Here is a 16500-nt window from a genome sequence, read left to right as displayed (position 1 = left end):
ACGTTACCGTACTCCCGTCACGCGCGCTCCCAACCTCGCGTCCTCCGATTCGATCGTGAGCATTTCGGGGGCACGGCATGAGGCCGGGACGCCCGTCGGCGTCTCGGCCGCACGCTTCCCTTTTCGTCTTTTTTCTTTCGTTCCTTTTCGAGCCGTCCCGTCGCCGAAGGCTCGCGGGTCCTACTTCGCGGAGAGGACGGCGGATTCCAGCGACCCCGCGACATACGCGGCGTCGCCCAGGTCCTTGCCGTTGAGCCGCACGCTCGGCGTGCCGTCGATCTTGTCGGCCTTGATCGTCTCGGACGAGTAGGCGAGCTGCGCGGACGCGCCCTGCTGGCCGCGCACGCAGTTCTCGAACCCGGCGTCGGTCACCCCGGCCTCCTTGCCCCAGGTGACGATGTCGCCGACGGCGAAGCCGACGGTGCCCTCGTCGGGCTGCTCGGCGAAGAACCTGTCGTGCAGCCTAATCCAGGGCTCACCGCCCTGCACGCAGCGCAGCGCGGTCGCGGCGCGCAGCGAGTTGCCCTTCAGCGGCTCCTGGCTGAACAGCGTGATGGGGTGGTAGACCACCTTCACCTTGCCCTCGGCGGCCAGCCGCTTGATCGTGTCGCCGCTGCTCTCCTCGAACACCTTGCAGTAGGGACACTGGAAGTCCTCGTAGATGTCGAGGACGGGGGAGTTCACACCGGCCTTGGCCATCACCACGTCGCCGTCGGCCTGCCGACTGATCGGTGCCAGCGACCCCGCGTACGCCTCGGACTTGTTACGCGTGGACTGCCATATCGCGACAAGGGCCACGATCAGCGCCACCACCCCGATCACGGAGAGCGTGATCGTGACCTGGCGGCGGCGCTGCTCCCGCTTCCGCTCCAGCTCACGCTGGAGACGGGCCTTCTCCCGGGTGGCCTTTCGGGCGGCGTTGCCCATCAATCGTCCTTTTCTCGGTTCGGTTCCTCGTCGGCATCGAGATCGTCGTCCCGCTCGATGTCGGCGCGATAGGGCCTTTGGTCCTCCGCCCCCGGCGCGAGGCCGAGCGCGGAGTCAAGCGCGAGCCGGCCGGGGGGCTTGACCGCGACCCACGCCGCCAGAGCGAGGATGCCCAGGTCACGCAGGATCTCGGGCAGGTAGTTGGCCTGCTGACCCGGCGCCAGGGCCCCGCCGCCGCCGAAGCACCCGCAGTCGATGTTCAGCCCGCGGGCCCAGGCCGAGGCGATGCCGATGACGAAGGCGAGCATCAGCAGGCCCGCGACGATCGCCGCCAGCCGCGTGAGCAGCCCGACGACCAGCAGCAGCCCGATGACGATCTCCAGGATCGGCAGGACATAGCCGACGATCTCCGCGACGGCCGTCGGCAGGAGCTCGTACGCCTCGACCGCCTTGATCGAGATGGCCGGGGCGCCCATCTTCAGCCAGCCGGCCACGATGAGGACACCGGCCACGACCAACCGGGCGACCGTCGTCACCCAGGGTAACGCGATCCGGACCATGGGCAATGGAACCGGGGCTGAACCTTCCGTTGTCACGGTTCGATCGTCTCCTCTAAGCATCCCCGCCGGCGGCGTCATCGACGACGGCGTCGAAGGCCGCAGAGCCCCGAACCCACTACAGCACAGCCACCGTAAACAATCGGTAAGCCTTCGGGCTCCGCGTTTCACGCCGTCGCGAGCATGCGCCGCGCGGGGTCGGGCGACGCCGACGCCCCCGACCGGGCGCGACACGGATGTCTCACCGCGAAGCCACCATCGGCGGCCGCCCACGGCGGTGGGCGCCGGCGCCTTCAGCTTACGCGCACGCCGTCGCGGGGCGGGTCACATCCACGCCATCGCGTACGACCCGGCGGGCGAGCCGCGCCGGGGACCGATCAGCCGCGTACGCCGGTGGCGAGCTCGCCGGCGAGGCGGCGGACGGCGGCCAGGCCCGCGGCCTCGTCCGGAGCGTCGAGCAGGCGGCGGATGAAGGCCGAGCCGACGATCACGCCGTCGGCGTAGGCGGCCACCTCGGCCGCCTGGGCCCCCGTGCCGACGCCGAGCCCCACGCAGACCGGCAGCGAGGTGTGCTCGCGGGTGCGCTTCACCAGGCCCTCGGCGGCCAGGCTCACGCTCTCCCGCGCCCCCGTGACGCCCATCAGGGACGCGGCGTACACGAACCCGGTGCAGCAGGCGACGACCTTCTCGATGCGGGCGTCGGTGGAGCTGGGCGCGACCAGGAAGACCGTGTCGAGGCCGGCGGAGGCGCTCGCCTCCAGCCACGGCCCGGCCTCCTCGGGCGTGAGGTCGGGGGTGATCGTGCCGACGCCGCCCGCCGAGGCCAGCTCGCGGGCGAAGCGCTCGGCGCCGTACCGGTCGACGGGGTTCCAGTAGGTCATGACCAGGGTGGCCGCGCCGGTCTTGGCGACGCCCTCGACCGTGCGCATGACGTCGGCGATGCGGGTGCCGTTGACCAGGGCCCGGTGGACGGCGTCCTGGATGGTGGGGCCGTCCATGAGCGGGTCGGAGTACGGCAGGCCGATCTCGATCACGTCGCACCCGGCCTCGACCATGGCGGTGGCCGCGGCGACGGCGCCCTCGGCGGTGGGGAAGCCGGCGGGCAGGTAGCCGACCAGGGCGGCGCGCTTCTCGGAACGCGCCTTTTCGAACACCGTGTGGAGAGTCGTCATCGTCGAATCCGTTACGTTCGTACGTCCTGCCGCGCTGGTCGGTCCGGGGACCCCTGGCCTGGCACAGATCAATCGGTCAGAGGTTGAAGTATTTCATCGCGGTGCCCATGTCCTTGTCACCGCGGCCGGAGAGGTTCACCAGAATCGTCGCCTCCGGGCCGAGCTCGCGGCCGAGCTCCAGCGCGCCGGCGAGCGCGTGCGAGGACTCGATCGCCGGGATGATGCCCTCGGTGCGGGCCAGCAGCGAGAACGCCTCCATCGCCGCGTCGTCGGTGACGCCGTGGTAGACGGCGCGGCCCGAGTCCTTGAGCCAGGCGTGCTCGGGGCCGACGCCGGGGTAGTCCAGGCCGGCCGAGATGCTGTGCGACTCGATGGTCTGGCCCTCGTCGTCCTGCAGCACGTAGGTGCGGGCGCCGTGCAGGACGCCCACCGAGCCGGCGGTCAGCGTGAGCGCGTGCTCGCCGGACTCCAGGCCGTGCCCCGCCGCCTCGTAGCCGTGCAGTTGCACGCCCGCGTCGCCGATGAACGCATGGAACAGGCCGATGGCGTTGGAGCCGCCGCCGACGCAGGCCGCGACCGCGTCGGGCAGTTTTCCGGTGAGTTCGAGGACCTGGCGGCGCGCCTCGACGCCGATGACGCGGGCGAAGTCGCGGACGATCTCCGGGAAGGGGTGCGGTCCGGCGACCGTGCCGAACAGGTAGTGGGTGTGGTCGACGTTGGTCACCCAGTCGCGGAAGGCCTCGTTGATGGCGTCCTTGAGGGTCTTGCTGCCGTTGTGCACCGGCACGACCGTGGCGCCGAGCAGCTTCATGCGGGCGACGTTGAGCGCCTGGCGCTCGCAGTCCACCGCGCCCATGTAGACGACGCACTCCAGGCCGAGCAGGGCGGCGGCGGTCGCGGTGGCGACGCCGTGCTGGCCCGCGCCGGTCTCGGCGATCACGCGGGTCTTGCCCAGGCGCTTGGTGAGCAGGGCCTGGCCGAGCACGTTGTTGATCTTGTGGGCGCCGGTGTGCGTGAGGTCCTCGCGCTTGAGCAGGATCCGGGCGCCGCCGGCGTGCTCGGCGAACCGCCGCACCTCGGTGATGGCGGTCGGGCGGCCCGCGTAGGTGCGCAGCAGACGGTCGAACTCGCGGACGAACTCGGGGTCGTTCTTGGCCTCGTTGTAGACCTTCTCGACCTCGTCGAGCGCCGGGATGAGCGCCTCGGGCACGAAACGACCGCCGAAGACGCCGAACCGTCCGTGCTCGTCCGGATCGCCGCCGTCCGGCCCGGACCCCACCAGGTCGGCCGCGGTCACAATGGTGGCCTCGCTCACGTCTACTCCTCGATGTCGCACCGGCCGCGCGGCTCAGTGACGCCTTTCCTGCCCGGTGTCATGACGTGACGCGGGATGCGCGCCCGCGGTCACCAGGTCGTTCACCGCGGCGCGGGGATCCTTGCCGGTGACCAGGCTCTCCCCCACCAGCACGGCGTCCGCGCCCGCCCTGGCGTAGGCGAGCAGGTCGTGCGGCCCGCGCACGCCGGACTCGGCGATCTTGATGATACCGTCCGGAATCTTCGGCGCGAGCTTGGCGAACACCTCGCGGTCGACCTTGAGGGTTTTCAGGTCCCGGGCGTTGACTCCGATGACCTTCGCCCCGGCGGCGAGCGCGCGGTCGAGCTCCTCCTCGGTGTGCACCTCGACCAGCGGCGTCAGGCCGATCGACTCGGCGCGCTCGATCAGCGACACCAGGGCCTGCTGCTCCAGGGCCGCCACGATCAGCAGCGCGAGGTCGGCGCCGTACGCCCGCGCCTCCCACAGCTGGTAGGAGGTGACGATGAAGTCCTTGCGCAGCACCGGGATGTCGACCCGGGCCCGCACCGCGGCCAGGTCGTCGAGGGTGCCGGCGAACCGGCGCCGCTCGGTCAGCACGCTGATCACGTGCGCCCCGCCCGCCTCGTAGTCGCCGGCGAGCGCCGCCGGGTCCGCGATCGCCGCCAGCGCCCCCTTGGACGGGCTGGACCGCTTGACCTCGGCGATCACCGATACCCTGTCGCCGCCGAGCGCCAGGTAGGCGTCCCTCGGCGCGGGAGCGCGCTCGGCACGCCGCTTGAGTTCCTCGATCCCCACGGACGCCTGCCGCTCGGCGAGGTCGGCCCGCACCCCGTCCAGGATCTCGTCCAGCACACTCACACGGTCTCCTCGCCCAATCCAGGCCCATCCAGTCCTAGCCCTGCCGATGCTATCGGCCCTTGCCGTGACGGCCCGACACCGGGGCCGTGCACCCGCGCCGTCAAGGTCTTCCCGGTACGCCTACGGTGCGAGGAAATGACCAAAGGGCAAATTTCTCACTACTCCGTAGGAAATCAAGAGTACGAGAAATGCCCAGACAATTGCGGGAGGTGGCGCCTTTATGGCGAAGGGCCTGCCCTGCCATGAGCGTACCGCCCAACGCGCCCACACCACGGCGGCCACCGGGATCAGCGCCACCACCAGCACGTTCATCCCGAGCGCCGTGCCGATGTCGCCGTGCGTGAGCGCGTGCGTGGCGCGCAGCGCCCCGCAACCGGGGCAGTACAGGCCGGTCAGCATGAACAGCGGGCAGAGCGGATAGTGGCCGGGCTCGTTGGGATCGACCAGGGCCACGTAGATCAAACCGGCCGCGGCCGCCGCCGCTGCCCCCGCCGGCCACAGCAGTGAACGCACGCGTGCGACTGCTCCCGGCGACGAGCCGTTCCGGTGCAGATCCTCCCGCGTGCCCCCCATGCCGGCCTCCCCCGCCGATCCGTGTCAGAACCCCGTATCAAAACCCCGTGAAAACGAGTGTCAGAACCCCGTCTCAGAACGAGTATCAGAACGAGGTGGAGGTGGTGCCCACCCAGGCCAGGCCGAAGAGGCCGAGATAGAACACCCAGACCAACACCCACAGCGCGGTCTGGATGTACCCCATGATCAGGCCCGCTACCGCCATGCCGTGGCCCTGCTCGCCGGACCGCTTGATCTGCCCGACCGCGACGTGACCGAAGACCACCGCGAGCACCGAGGTGATGCCGCAGGTGAAGAAGCCGAGGATGCCGAGGATCAGGCTGGCGATGGCCAGTCCGTTGGTGCCGGGCGCCGCGTAGCCGGGCTGCTGGTAGCCGTAGGCCGACTGGCCGTACCCCTGCTGCTGGCTGTAGTCGTAGCCCGGCTGGGACGAGCCGTACCCGGGGTTGGAGGACTGGCCGTATCCCGGATACGACTGGCCGTATCCCGGATACGACTGGCCATAACCGGGATTCGACTGGCCGTAGCCTCCGGGCTGCTGACCGTACCCGCCCGCCTGGCCCCCATATCCCCCGCCCTGGTCGTCTGGCGGATACCCGTAACTCATCGAACGGCTCCCGTGGATGCTGATAACGCCGTGATAGCTGGCGTAGCCTATCGGCAGGAACGGTGATTATCGCCATTCAACCAAATATTGTCGGCAACTTGTGATGGCGGTCAGGAAGTACCCGCGCCGTCCCCATCGGCCGTGGGATCGTCGCCCCGGTCGAGCGCGTCCCACAGTTCGCGTTCCCGGTCCGCACGGGCCCCCATCGCTGACCCCGCCGCTGACCCCGGCGCGGAACCGGCCGCGCGGGGGCCCCGCGCGGGCGGCGGGGAGCCCGCGCCCCGGCGTTCGTACCGCTCGGACATGCCCGGCCAGCGGGACGCCCGCGCCACCGCGACGATCCCCGCGCCGACCAGGATGATCCCGCCGGCGACCGTCACCGCCGGCCACGCCGCGCCGGCCTCGTAGGCCGCGCCTCCGGCCGCCGACAGGGCGCTGCGCTCCGCGGCGGCGGCCAGGATCGTGTCCCGCCGTACGCCCGTGAACGCGCCGAGGACGGCGGCGACCCCGCCGAGGGCCACGACGACGCCGATCAGGCGCCGCCACATCCCCCGGGCGACGAGCACCGCCACCACGGCCGCGAGCGACGCCAGGGCGGCGGGGCCCAGGTACGCGGCCAGGTCCGAGCCGGTCAGCGTCACCAGGCCCAGCGGCGACCCGCCGCCCGCGCCGTAGCGCACCCGCGCCCACTCGCGCCCGGCGGCGAGCAGCACCGCGCCCGCCCCGGCCGCGCACACCAGGGCCCACACCAGCGGCGGACGCCGGGAGGCTCCCCCAACAGGGGGCCGGGAGTCGGACGAGGTCGTGTCCGTAACGGGTGAAGGGCTCATGGCGCGAAGGACCTGTCTGAAACTGTCATGCCCGCCGAGGGCTCAGGTGTACGGGGCCGGTTCCGCCGGATCGGCGACCGGGAGCACATCTCGATCGAAGCACGTGCGGTCGCCGGTGTGGCACGCGCCCCCCACCTGGTCCACCTGGAGCAGCACCGTGTCGCCGTCGCAGTCGAGGGCGACGTGCCGCACCCACTGCACGTGGCCGGAGGTGTCGCCCTTCACCCAGTACTCCTTGCGGCTGCGCGACCAGTAGGTGGCCCTGCCGGTCGTCAGCGTGCGGTGCAGCGCCTCGTCGTCCATCCAGGCGAGCATGAGCACCTCTTTGGTGTCGTACTGCTGGACGATGGCGGGCACCAGCCCGTCGGGCGAGCGTTTGAGGCGTGCGGCGATCCGCGGGTCAAGGGACATGCGGTCATTGTGCCGCAACCAGCGACAGGGGCAGTTCGCCGCAGGGGTGGACGGCGAAGCCGGGCTCCCCGCGGAAGACCGACCCGCCGAGCCACCGGGCGGTGTTGGAGGCGATCACCCGCCCGGCCGCGTTGACGATGAAGGCGGGCGCGGGCACCGCGCGCAGCACCGGCGCCACGGCGCCCTCGAACCGCCGCACGAACACGTCCGCCGCGGCCACCCCCGCGAACGCCCCGGCGACCGTCACCGGCACCGACAGCGTGAGGCTGTACTCGTCGGTGCACAGATAGTCCACGTACGGCCCGCAGATCGTGCGCTCGGCCCCCGCGTACGGCTCGGCGTACCAGGCCCAGTGCGTGTAGTCGTAGAACGCGCTGCCCGCCGGGTCGAGATCGCGCTCCAGCCGCGCCGGCACCCCGGAGGGATGCTCCTGCCACCATTCCAGGAACCAGTGCGCGTCCGACAGCAGCCCGGGCGCGGCGATGAACCCGACCCCGGCGATGAGCCCGCCCAGGTACCCGAGCAGCGCCGGGCGCAGCGCGGCCAGGTCGCCGCTGACCAGGGCGCGCCCGCCCGCCTCCCGGATCCGTGCGGCGGTGACGTCCCGAAGCTCGCGCAGCACGGTGAACACGTCCTCGACCACGGTCCCGATCCGCGCCGCCGCCTGCTGTGCGGCCCGCGCCACATGGTCGCCGTCGGGCCCGTGGCGTCCGCGGTCGGCGTCGTTCCCGCTGATCGGGATCTCCGGTCGGCCGATCTGGGTCATGGCGTTCACCTCGGGGCGCGGTTCAGGGCCCGACGAGTCGCAGGCGCAGCTCGATCAGGCGTTCTATCGCGTCGAGCACGTGCCGTTCGGCCAGCTCGCGGGCCCGGCCGGGGTCGCCGTCGGCGATCGCGGCGGCGATGGCCCGGTGCTGGGCCGTGGCCTCATCGTGCCCCCCGGGCTCGTCGTACGGAAGCCATAGAAGCGGCCCGATGTCGGCCTGTAACCGGATCTCCTCCCGGGTGAGTCTCGCCGACTGCGAGGCGGCGGCGACCTCGACGTGGAAGCGGCCGTCGAGGCGGCGCAGGCGCGCGGGCGAGTCGGTGTCGGCCATCTCGCGCAGCGACCGCCACAGGGGCTCGACGTCGGCGGGGAGGGCGCGGCGGGCCGCGAGCATGGCGGCGGCGCCGGCGATGGCGGTGTAGTGGTCGCCGAGGTCGCGCAGCTCGTCGGCGGCGAAGGCGCGCAGCCGCTCGCCGATCTCGGGCTCGGCGGGCGCGCGGACGAAGCTGCCGCCGCCCCGGCCGCGCCGGGTCACCAGCAGGCCGCGCTGGCGCAGCGCCACGAGCGCCTCGCGTAGGGTGACGGTGGACACGCCGAGCAGGCCCGCCAGCTCGCTCTCGCTGGGCAGCTGCTCGCCGTCGGCGAGCAATCCGAGGGCGATCGCGTCGGTGAGCCTGCGTACGACCGCGTCGACGCGGCCCTCGGTGGAGACGGGCGCGAAGACGGCCGGGTGGGCCCCGCTCGCCTCCATCTTCCCCTCCCCCGGTTCCTGCCCCCCGGTTTAACACCATTGATACCGGAGAGTGCCTTGGCACGAAAGATTTAAGTTCATATGTTATTGCGCATGCCGGAGCGAGAGACGGCCGTGCGGCTGCGCGGCCTCCGCAAGGACTTCGGGCCGGTCACGGCCGTCGACGGCGTCGACCTTGAGGTCCGCGACGGCGAGTTCTTCGCCATGCTCGGCCCGTCGGGCTCGGGCAAGACCACGGTGCTGCGCCTGATCGCCGGGTTCGAGACGCCCACCGCCGGGACCGTCGAGCTCGGCGGCGTGGACGTCACCCGCGCGGCCCCCTTCCAGCGGGACGTGAACACGGTGTTCCAGGACTACGCGCTGTTCCCGCACATGAGCGTGCTCGCCAACGTGGAGTACGGCCTGCGGGTGAAGCGGGTCGCCAGGGCCGAGCGCCGGGAGCGGGCGCTGGCGGCGCTGCGCTCGGTGCGGCTGGAGGGCTTCGGCGACCGCCGGCCCGCCCAGTTGTCGGGAGGCCAGCGGCAGCGCGTGGCGCTCGCCCGCGCGCTGGTCAACCGGCCCCGGGTGCTGCTGCTCGACGAGCCGCTCGGCGCGCTCGATCTGAAGCTGCGCGAGCAGATGCAGATGGAGCTGAAGCAGTTGCAGCGCGAGGTGGGGATCACGTTCCTGTTCGTCACCCACGACCAGGACGAGGCGCTGACCATGAGCGACCGGGTCGCGGTGTTCAACCACGGCCGAATCGAGCAGGTGGGCACCCCGGCCGAGGTGTACGAGCGCCCCGCCACCGAGTTCGTCGCCGGGTTCGTCGGCACCTCCAACCTCATCTCCGGCGCGGCGGCGCGTACCGTCCTCGGCAGGGAGGGCACCTTCAGCGTCCGGCCGGAGAAGCTGCGCGTCGTGCTTGAGGACGAGCCGGGCGGCCCGGCGGGCCCGGACGAGCACTGGGCGTCGGGCACGATCGCGGAGGTCGTCTACGCGGGCGCGGCCACCCGGTTCGTCGTCGATCTGGACGCGGGCGGGCGGCTGATCGCGCTGCAGCAGAACCTGCAGGTCTCGTCGATGGACGTGATGAGGCTGCGGGACGCCCGGGTCCGGCTGGTGTGGCAGCGCCGGCACGAGTTCGAGATCGCCTCCTGACGTGTCCTCCCCCCTTCCGCCACCCGCACCCCCCGGGAGAAACCCATGCGATCGACCCGATTCCTGATCACGGCCGCCGCGCTCGCGCTGGTCACCGCCTGCGGAGGCGGGGGCGGGGGCGGCGGCGCGCCCGCGTCCGGCGCCGCCCCCGGCCAGGGCGGCTTCATCCCGCCGAAGATGGAGGCGCCGAAGACCCTCGCCCCCGCCGAGGGCCAGGTCAACCTGGTGGCCTGGGCCGGGTACGTCGAGGACGGCTCCAACGACCCGAAGGCCGACTGGGTGACCCCCTTCGAGCAGGAGACCGGCTGCCAGGTGAACACCAAGGTCGCCGGGACCTCCGACGAGATGGTCAACCTCATGAAGACCGGCCAGTACGACGCGGTGTCGGCCTCCGGCGACGCCTCGCTGCGGCTGATCGCGGGCGGCGACGTGGCGCCGGTCAACACCGACCTGATCCCCAACTACGCCGACGTGTTCGACGGCCTGAAGAACAAGGGCTGGAACTCGGTGAACGGCGTCCCGTACGGCGTGCCGCACGGCCGGGGCGCCAACCTGCTGATGTGGCGGACCGACGTGGTCACGCCCGCCCCCGACTCCTGGGGCGCGGTGTTCGACCCGGCGTCGCCGTACAAGGGGAAGGTGACCGCCTACGACTCGCCGATCTACATCGCGGACGCGGCGGTCTACCTGATGACGCACCGGCCGGAGCTCGGGATCAAGAACCCCTACGCGCTCGACGACAAACAGTTCCAGGCGGCGGTGGACCTGCTGAAGGGGCAGCGGCAGCTCGTCGGCGAGTACTGGTCGGACTACACCAAGGAGATCCAGGCGTTCAAGAGCGGCGACTCGGTCGTCGGCACCACCTGGCAGGTGATCGTCAACGTCGCCAAGGGCGAGAAGGCCCCGGTGGAGGCGACGCTGCCGAAGGAGGGCGCGACCGGCTGGTCGGACACCTGGATGGTGGCGGCGAACGCGAAGAATCCCGGCTGCGCCTACCGCTGGCTGAACTGGATCATCTCCCCGAAGGCGAACGCCCAGGTCGCCGAGTACTTCGGTGAGGCGCCGGCGAACGCCAAGTCGTGCCAGGAGACCGCCGACCCCGACCACTGCGCGACGTTCCACGCCACCGACGAGGAGTACTTCTCCAAGGTCTACTACTGGACCACGCCGATCGCCCAGTGCCTGGACGGCCGCACCGACGTCACATGCAAGGACTACGCCGAGTGGACCCGGGCCTGGACGGAGATCAAGGGCTGATGCCGGCCGCGCGGTCGCGAGGCGGGGCCCGGCTGCGCCTGGCGCTGCTGCTGTCGGCGCCGATGGCGTGGCTGGGCGTCGCCTACCTGGGCTCGCTCGCGGCGCTGTTCGTCACCGCCTTCTGGTCGGTCGACACCTTCACCGGCGGCCTGATCCGCTCGTTCACCTGGGCGAACTTCTCCGAGCTCGTGACCGTGGAGGTGTATCGGACGATCACGCTGCGGACGCTCGGGGTGGCGGTCGCGGTGACGGCCGTCGATCTCGTGATCGCCTTCCCGATGGCGTTCGCGATGGCGAAGCTCGCCTCGCCGCGGGCGCGGCGCTGGCTGGTGATCGCGGTGCTGACGCCGCTGTGGGCGAGCTATCTGGTCAAGGCGTACGCCTGGCGGGTCATGTTGTCGTCGGAGGGGCTGCTCGGCTGGGGCTACGGGCTGACCGCCACGATCCTGACGCTGGCGTACCTGTGGCTGCCGTACATGATCCTGCCGATCTACGCGGGCCTGGAGCGGCTGCCGGACTCGCTGCTTGAGGCGGCCGGGGACCTGGGGGCGCGGCCGTGGCGGGTGTTCCGCACGGTGATCTGGCCGCTGACGTTCCCGGCCGTGGTCGCCGGGTCGATCTTCACGTTCTCGCTGTCGATGGGCGACTACATCGCGGTGCGGATCGTGGGCGGGCGCAGCCAGCTGCTCGGCAACGTGGTGTACGACAACATCGGCGCGGCGAACAACCTGCCGTTCGCCGCCGCCGTGGCGACCGTCCCCGTCGTGATCATGCTGATCTATCTGGCCGCGGTCCGCCGCACGGGCGCGTTGGAGAACCTGTGAACCTGTCTCGTACGGCACGGCTGCTGCTGCGCCTGGCGCTCGGCGCGGGGCTGGCGGTGATCTACGTTCCGCTCGCGGTGGTGCTGGTCAACTCGTTCAACGCCGACCGCACGTTCGGCTGGCCGCCGGGCGGGTTCACGCTGCGCTGGTGGGAGGCGGCGTGGAACTCGGCGGGGGTGCGCGACGCGCTGTGGACGTCGGTGCGGGCCGGGCTGGGGGCGACGGCGATCGCGCTGGTGCTGGGCACGATGGCGGCCTTCGCGGTGGCGCGGTTCCGGTTCTTCGGCCGGGACACGGTCTCGCTGCTGATCATCCTGCCGATCGCGCTGCCGGGCATCGTCACCGGGATCGCGCTGAACAACGCCTTCCGGGTGATCCTGGAGCCGTTCGGGCTGGGGCTCGGGCTGTTCACCGTGATCGTGGGGCACGCGACGTTCTGCGTGGTCACCGTCTACAACAACGTGCTGGCCCGGCTGCGGCGCACCGGCGGCAGTTTGGAGGAGGCGTCGGCGGACCTCGGGGCGCGGCCGTTCACGACGTTCCGTCTGGTGACGTTCCCGATGATGCGCTCGGCGCTGCTCGCGGGCGGGCTGCTGTCGTTCGCGCTGTCCTTCGACGAGATCATCGTGACGACGTTCACGGCCGGGGCGGGCGTGCGCACGCTGCCCATCTGGATCTTCGAGAACCTGTTCCGGCCCAACCAGGCCCCGGTGGTGAACGTGGTGGCCGCCGCGTTGATCGTCGTGTCGGTGGTGCCGATCTGGCTCGCCCAGCGGGTGTCCGGGCAGGTCTCCACCCACTGAAGCTCAGGAACGGGTGCCGGAGGTCCAGGAGGCGTACAGGTCGGCGTACACGCCCGGTTCGGCGATCAGTTCGTCGTGCGGGCCGCGTTGCACGATGCGGCCCTTGTCGAAGACGAGGATCTCGTCGGCGGCCTCGGCGGTGGACAGGCGGTGCGCGATCGACACGGCGGTGCGGCCCCGGGTCACGCCGTCCAGGGCGCGGGCCAGGCGCACCTCGGTGGCCGGATCGACGGCCGAGGTGGCCTCGTCGAGCAGGAGCAGGTCGGGGTCGGCGAGGTAGGCGCGGGCCAGGGCGACGAGCTGGCGCTCGCCGGCCGACAGGGACTCGCCGCGCTGCCCGACGGGGGTGTCGAGGCCGGCGGGCAGGCCCTCCACCCAGTCGGCCAGGCCCAGCTCGGTGATCGCCAGCTCGATGTCCTCCCGGGTCGCGGCGGGCCGGCCGTACCGGATGTTGTCGGCGAGGGTGCCGTCGAACAGGAAGCCGTCCTGCGGCACCATCACGATGCGCTCGCGCAGCGAGGAGAAGCGGACGTCGCGCAGGTCCACGCCGTCGACGAGCACGCGGCCCTCGACCGGATCCATCAGCCGGGTCAGCAGCTTGGCGAAGGTGGTCTTGCCCGAGCCGGTCTCGCCCACGACCGCGACCCTGGTGCGGGGCGGGATGTCCACCTGGACGTCGTGCAGCACCGGCGGGCCGCCGGGGTAGGCGAAGCCGACGTTGTCGAACCTGACGCTGATCGGGCCGCGCGGCAGCACCACGCCGTTCGGGCCGGGGTCGGCCACGTCCGGCGGGGTGTCGAGCACGGCCAGCACCCGCCGCCAGCCGGAGACGGCGTTCTGCGCCTCGTTGAGCACCTCGGTCGCGGTCTGCAGCGGCGCGATGAACAGCGCGATCAGGAACAGGAACGCGACCAGGCTGCCGCGGGAGATCGACCCGTCCACGCCGAACCTGACGCCGAGCAGCACCACGGCCGCGACCGCGATCGCGGCCACCAGCTCGGTGAGCGGGAAGGTGAGCGCGATGATGGTCTGGGCGCGGGTCTGCGCCGCGCGCTGGGCGTTGACCGCCTCGTCGATGCGCCGGGCGGTGCGGTCCTCCGAGGCGTGGGCGCGGATCACGGCGCTGCCGACCACGGACTCGCTGATCGCGGCGAGCATGTCGCCGGTGCGCTCGCGTACCCGGATGTACGCGCGGGCGACCATGCGCTGGAAACGCGGCAGCATGATCAACAGCGGCACGAAGACGAGCCACACGACCAGGGTGAGCCGCCAGGAGTACACCGCCATCAGCACGGTGGCGATCAGCAGCTGGCCGACGGAGACGATGACCAGCAGGCCGCCCCACTGCATGAACTGGCTGATCTGGTCCACGTCGCTGGTCACCCGGGAGACCAGGGCGCCGCGCCGCTCGGTGTTCTGGGTGAGCACCGACAGGTCGTGCACGTGCCGGAAGCCCTTGCGCCGCAGTGTGGCGAGGCCGCCCTCGGTGCTGCGGTAGAGGCGCACGTTCATCAGGTAGGCGCACAGGGCGGTCCCGAGCACCGCCAGGGCGCACAGCAGCACCGCGGTGCGCACGAAGGCGAAGTCGGGCACCGGCCCGGACAGCCCGCGGTCGATGACCTGCTGCACCGCCACCGGCACGATCACCCGCCCGGCGGTGGCGAGCGCGGCGAGCACGAGCGTTCCGGCGAGGCCGCGCTTGAACTCGGGCGACAGGCGAAGACCCCGCCGAAAGGTCGCGATCGCCGACCGCTCGGACGCCTGCAGCGCGCTCACCATATCTCCCCGCTCTTCGTCTCTTCGCTCGCCGTCTCTTCGCTCTTCGTCTCTTCGCTCTTCCGGTGGGCGTCGCTTCGCCCAGCGCGCGCCCTCACGTGCCCACGACCTCCTCGTCGGCGTTGAGCGCCTCGCGCTCGGCCTCCTCCCGCTCGTACGCGGTGACCAGGTTGCGGTAGCCCGCGCAGCGGGCGAGCAGCAGCTCGTGCGTGCCCCGGTCGACGACGGAGCCGTGCTCGATGTAGACGACCTCGTCGGCGAGGGCGATCGTCGCCATGCGGTAGGCGACCACGATCACGGTGGTGTCCTGCCCGGCCTCGCGCAGGCCGTGCAGGATGCGCTTCTCCACCTGGGCGTCCACGCTGGAGGTGGCGTCGTCGAGGATGAGCAGGCGGGGCGAGCGGACCAGCGCGCGGGCGAGGGCCAGGCGCTGGCGCTGGCCGCCGGACAGGGTGGCGCCGCGCTCGCCCACCCGGGTGTCGAGGCTCTGGGGCAGGCCGCTGACGAACCCGTCGGCCTGGGCCTGGCGCAGCGCCGCCCAGACCTGCTCGTCGGTCACGCCCGGCAGCCCGAGCGTGACGTTGCCGCGCACGGTGTCGTCGAACAGGAACGTCTGCTGCGGGACCAGCGCCGCCACCGCGCTCACCCCGCCGCGCTCGACCTCGCGCAGGTCCACCCCGTCGATGCGGACCTCGCCGCGCTGCGGGTCGATCAGCCGGACCAGCAGCTGGGTGAGCGTGGACTTGCCCGAGCCGGTCGGCCCGACCACCGCCACGGTACGGCCGGGCCGGGCCTCGAAGCTCACGTCCCTGAGCACCGGCGCGTCCGGGTCGTAGCCGTAGGTGAGGCCGGTCACCCGCAGGTGGGCGGGGCCGTCGCCGGTCAGGCGGGCCGTGCCGTACGCCATGGAGCCGGTGGCGTCGAGCACCGCGCGGACCCGCCGCCAGCCGACGACACTGCGCGGCAGCTCGCCGAGCACCCAGCCGAGCGCCCGCACCGGCCAGGCGAGCAGGGTGAACAGGTAGGCCACCTGGACCAGCTCGCCGGTGGTGACGCCGCCGGACTCCAGCCGCAGGGTGCCCACGAGCAGCACGGCGAGCACGCCGAGGTTGGGCAGCGCGTCGAGCAGCGGGTCGAACATGCCGCGCACGCGGCCCACGGCGATGTTGGCGTCGCGCAGCTCGTCGGCCTTGGCGCCGAACCGCGCCGCCTCGTCCTCCTCGCGGCCGAGGGTCTTGACCACCAGCGCGCCGTCGAAGCTCTCGTGGGCGACCTCGCTGACCTCGGCGCGCAACTGCTGCGCGCGGGTGGCCAGCGGGGACAGCAGGCGCTGGTAGACGACGTTCAGCGCGAAGATCGCCGGGAAGATGAGGAAGCCGACCAGCGCGAGCAGCGGGTCGATGATCACGATGGCGACCGCGGCGACGAACAGCATCACGATCACGCCGACGGCCATCGGCAGCGGGGCGAGCGGCGCCCAGGCCGCCTCGGCGTCGGAGCCGGCGTTCGACAGCAGCTGGCCGGTGGGGTGCCGGTGGTGCCAGGCGAGCGGCAGGCGCAGGTACTGCCGGGTGACGTCGCGGCGGGAGCGGGCCTGCATGCGGTACTGCATCATGCCGGCGAAGGCGCGCCGGCCGCCGATGCCGATCGCCTTCAGCAGGGCGACGCCGACGATGAGCACGGAGGCGGTGAGCAGCGTGCCCGAGGCGGCGTCGCCGGTGGCGAAGGCGGGCAGCACCGCGTTCTCGGTCGCCCAGCCCAGCGCCCACGACGACGCGACGGTCATTCCCCCGTACAGACCGCTGGCCAGGACCGCAACGGTGAACATCAGCGGTTCGGATCTGATGGCGACCCAGATGACCCCGAGGCCCTCGCGCATGACGGTTGGGTTGACCTTTGTCGGCACGCGTGGATTCCTCTCCCCGGGAGTCGTTCT

17 protein-coding genes are annotated in these 16500 nt (G+C 71.9%); 4 read left to right on the top strand and 13 right to left on the bottom strand.

Annotation, left to right across the window (positions count from 1 at the left end):
* Nucleotides 1-180: 180 nt before the first annotated feature.
* From AB0K60_RS23475 to AB0K60_RS23425, 11 genes are all read right to left on the bottom strand, one after another.
* On the bottom strand, nucleotides 181-927 hold the full coding sequence (locus tag AB0K60_RS23475; protein WP_364058706.1) for a thioredoxin domain-containing protein: 747 nt from the start codon (nucleotides 925-927) through the stop codon (nucleotides 181-183).
* Complete coding sequence (locus AB0K60_RS23470; RefSeq protein WP_364058703.1) at nucleotides 927-1463, bottom strand: MauE/DoxX family redox-associated membrane protein; 537 nt, start codon at nucleotides 1461-1463, stop codon at nucleotides 927-929. The genes AB0K60_RS23475 and AB0K60_RS23470 overlap by 1 nt, the downstream gene beginning before the upstream one ends.
* 398 nt (nucleotides 1464-1861) lie before the next feature.
* The gene (gene trpA, locus AB0K60_RS23465) at nucleotides 1862-2656 is read right to left on the bottom strand and encodes a tryptophan synthase subunit alpha (protein ID WP_364058700.1); all 795 of its coding nucleotides are present in this window, start codon (nucleotides 2654-2656) and stop codon (nucleotides 1862-1864) included.
* 76 nt (nucleotides 2657-2732) lie between these two features.
* Entirely contained in the window at nucleotides 2733-3938 is a 1206-nt protein-coding gene (gene trpB, locus AB0K60_RS23460) for a tryptophan synthase subunit beta (RefSeq protein WP_364059137.1), read from the bottom strand.
* A gap of 66 nt (nucleotides 3939-4004) precedes the next feature.
* Entirely contained in the window at nucleotides 4005-4829 is an 825-nt protein-coding gene (trpC, locus tag AB0K60_RS23455) for an indole-3-glycerol phosphate synthase TrpC (protein ID WP_364058697.1), read from the bottom strand.
* Nucleotides 4830-4949: 120 nt separating this feature from the next.
* Nucleotides 4950-5342 carry a DUF2752 domain-containing protein gene (locus tag AB0K60_RS23450; protein ID WP_364058694.1) on the bottom strand — a complete coding sequence of 131 codons (393 nt, stop codon included), beginning with the start codon at nucleotides 5340-5342 and terminating at the stop codon, nucleotides 4950-4952.
* Nucleotides 5343-5487: 145 nt separating this feature from the next.
* Complete coding sequence (locus AB0K60_RS23445) at nucleotides 5488-6009, bottom strand: DUF4190 domain-containing protein (protein ID WP_364058691.1); 522 nt, start codon at nucleotides 6007-6009, stop codon at nucleotides 5488-5490.
* A gap of 110 nt (nucleotides 6010-6119) precedes the next feature.
* A complete protein-coding gene (locus AB0K60_RS23440) occupies nucleotides 6120-6839 on the bottom strand; it encodes a TIGR02234 family membrane protein (RefSeq protein WP_364058688.1) in 720 nt (239 codons plus the stop codon).
* A 42-nt stretch (nucleotides 6840-6881) separates the two neighbouring features.
* Nucleotides 6882-7250, bottom strand: coding sequence for a phosphoribosyl-AMP cyclohydrolase (gene hisI / locus AB0K60_RS23435; RefSeq protein WP_364058685.1), 369 nt, complete (start codon nucleotides 7248-7250; stop codon nucleotides 6882-6884).
* Nucleotides 7251-7254: 4 nt separating this feature from the next.
* The gene (locus AB0K60_RS23430; protein ID WP_364058682.1) at nucleotides 7255-8016 is read right to left on the bottom strand and encodes a hypothetical protein; all 762 of its coding nucleotides are present in this window, start codon (nucleotides 8014-8016) and stop codon (nucleotides 7255-7257) included.
* 22 nt (nucleotides 8017-8038) lie between these two features.
* A complete protein-coding gene (locus AB0K60_RS23425; protein ID WP_364058679.1) occupies nucleotides 8039-8767 on the bottom strand; it encodes an FCD domain-containing protein in 729 nt (242 codons plus the stop codon).
* Nucleotides 8768-8860: 93 nt separating this feature from the next.
* On the opposite strand from AB0K60_RS23425, the gene AB0K60_RS23420 reads away from it, so the two are divergent.
* The 4 genes from AB0K60_RS23420 to AB0K60_RS23405 are packed head-to-tail and all read left to right on the top strand — an operon-like array spanning nucleotide 8861 to nucleotide 12788.
* Entirely contained in the window at nucleotides 8861-9904 is a 1044-nt protein-coding gene (locus AB0K60_RS23420; RefSeq protein ID WP_364058676.1) for an ABC transporter ATP-binding protein, read from the top strand.
* 45 nt (nucleotides 9905-9949) lie between these two features.
* Entirely contained in the window at nucleotides 9950-11161 is a 1212-nt protein-coding gene (locus AB0K60_RS23415; RefSeq protein ID WP_364058673.1) for an ABC transporter substrate-binding protein, read from the top strand.
* Nucleotides 11161-11985: an ABC transporter permease gene (locus AB0K60_RS23410; RefSeq protein ID WP_364058670.1), complete on the top strand. Its 825-nt coding sequence runs from the start codon at nucleotides 11161-11163 to the stop codon at nucleotides 11983-11985. The genes AB0K60_RS23415 and AB0K60_RS23410 overlap by 1 nt, the downstream gene beginning before the upstream one ends.
* A complete protein-coding gene (locus AB0K60_RS23405) occupies nucleotides 11982-12788 on the top strand; it encodes an ABC transporter permease (protein WP_364058667.1) in 807 nt (268 codons plus the stop codon). The genes AB0K60_RS23410 and AB0K60_RS23405 overlap by 4 nt, the downstream gene beginning before the upstream one ends.
* A 3-nt stretch (nucleotides 12789-12791) precedes the next feature.
* Here the strand turns inward: AB0K60_RS23405 and AB0K60_RS23400 are convergent, their stop codons facing one another.
* Together AB0K60_RS23400 and AB0K60_RS23395 are read right to left on the bottom strand one after the other, a co-directional pair.
* Nucleotides 12792-14567: an ABC transporter ATP-binding protein gene (locus AB0K60_RS23400; protein ID WP_364058664.1), complete on the bottom strand. Its 1776-nt coding sequence runs from the start codon at nucleotides 14565-14567 to the stop codon at nucleotides 12792-12794.
* Nucleotides 14568-14658: 91 nt separating this feature from the next.
* Entirely contained in the window at nucleotides 14659-16443 is a 1785-nt protein-coding gene (locus AB0K60_RS23395; RefSeq protein WP_364059134.1) for an ABC transporter ATP-binding protein, read from the bottom strand.
* Between the last annotated feature and the right edge of the window lie 57 nt (nucleotides 16444-16500).

This window comes from Thermopolyspora sp. NPDC052614 (genome assembly GCF_040678635.1).
Classification (GTDB): Bacteria; Actinomycetota; Actinomycetes; order Streptosporangiales; family Streptosporangiaceae; genus Thermopolyspora.
This window is presented reverse-complemented; position numbering and strand designations above follow the sequence as displayed.

Excerpts from the sequence above, each read along its gene's own strand:
- AB0K60_RS23475 (WP_364058706.1), bottom strand. The coding sequence starts at position 927 with ATGGGCAACGCCGCCCGAAAGGCCACCCGGGAGAAGGCCCGTCTCCAG.
- hisI (WP_364058685.1), bottom strand. The coding sequence starts at position 7,250 with ATGTCCCTTGACCCGCGGATCGCCGCACGCCTCAAACGCTCGCCCGAC.
- AB0K60_RS23425 (WP_364058679.1), bottom strand. The coding sequence starts at position 8,767 with ATGGAGGCGAGCGGGGCCCACCCGGCCGTCTTCGCGCCCGTCTCCACC.
- AB0K60_RS23440 (WP_364058688.1), bottom strand. The coding sequence starts at position 6,839 with ATGAGCCCTTCACCCGTTACGGACACGACCTCGTCCGACTCCCGGCCC.
- AB0K60_RS23400 (WP_364058664.1), bottom strand. The coding sequence starts at position 14,567 with ATGGTGAGCGCGCTGCAGGCGTCCGAGCGGTCGGCGATCGCGACCTTT.
- AB0K60_RS23410 (WP_364058670.1), top strand. The coding sequence starts at position 11,161 with ATGCCGGCCGCGCGGTCGCGAGGCGGGGCCCGGCTGCGCCTGGCGCTG.
- AB0K60_RS23415 (WP_364058673.1), top strand. The coding sequence starts at position 9,950 with ATGCGATCGACCCGATTCCTGATCACGGCCGCCGCGCTCGCGCTGGTC.
- AB0K60_RS23430 (WP_364058682.1), bottom strand. The coding sequence starts at position 8,016 with ATGACCCAGATCGGCCGACCGGAGATCCCGATCAGCGGGAACGACGCC.
- trpA (WP_364058700.1), bottom strand. The coding sequence starts at position 2,656 with ATGACGACTCTCCACACGGTGTTCGAAAAGGCGCGTTCCGAGAAGCGC.
- AB0K60_RS23395 (WP_364059134.1), bottom strand. The coding sequence starts at position 16,443 with ATGCGCGAGGGCCTCGGGGTCATCTGGGTCGCCATCAGATCCGAACCG.
- AB0K60_RS23445 (WP_364058691.1), bottom strand. The coding sequence starts at position 6,009 with ATGAGTTACGGGTATCCGCCAGACGACCAGGGCGGGGGATATGGGGGC.
- AB0K60_RS23420 (WP_364058676.1), top strand. The coding sequence starts at position 8,861 with ATGCCGGAGCGAGAGACGGCCGTGCGGCTGCGCGGCCTCCGCAAGGAC.